The organism is Tersicoccus solisilvae (genome assembly GCF_014643255.1).
GTDB lineage: Bacteria > Actinomycetota > Actinomycetes > Actinomycetales > Micrococcaceae > Tersicoccus > Tersicoccus solisilvae.
Genome location: NZ_BMJI01000115.1, coordinates 1 through 502 on the forward strand (window position 1 = coordinate 1; position 502 = coordinate 502).

Sequence of the window (502 nt, forward strand, 5' to 3'; positions counted from 1 at the left end):
TGCCAAGGCTGATGCGGTCATGTATCACAACATTGTCGGTACTTATCACTTTACTGATGGTTTGACAGCCTCGCTGGGTGTTAAGAACTTAACTGATGAAGAACCTTCATTTGTATCCAATGGTAGTGATGCCGGGACGGTACCTGAAGTCTATGACACTATCGGTCGTCAAATCTATGGTGGTGTGACTTATAAGTTCTAAGTCATCTTTGAATAAAAAAAGCGCCTTCGGCGCTTTTTTTATGTTTGATTGTTTAACCTAGGCCTTTTTCAGCCGAGCTCATCTGAATGAGCTCAATCTTGTAACCGTCAGGATCTTCCACAAAGGCGATTTCGGTGCTGCCGCCGGCAACCGGGCCAGGGGCACGGATAACCTTGCCACCGGCGGCGCTGATGGCTTCACAGCGGGCATAGATGTCTTCTTCACCTATGGCGATATGACCAAAGGCGTTACCCATATCATATTGCTCTGTGCCCCAGTTGTAGGTCAATTCGATAACGG

The 502-nt window shown here is 47.6% G+C and carries 2 protein-coding genes; one reads left to right on the plus strand and one right to left on the minus strand.

The window, feature by feature from the left end; genetic code table 11:
* On the plus strand, positions 1-202 hold a 202-nt coding region (locus tag IEX22_RS16505; RefSeq protein WP_188669306.1), incomplete at its 5' end, for a TonB-dependent receptor.
* Positions 203-254: 52 nt separating this feature from the next.
* Here IEX22_RS16505 and IEX22_RS16510 read toward each other — a convergent pair.
* Positions 255-502, minus strand: a 248-nt coding sequence (locus tag IEX22_RS16510; RefSeq protein WP_188669307.1) for a VOC family protein, incomplete at its 5' end; no start/stop codon positions are given.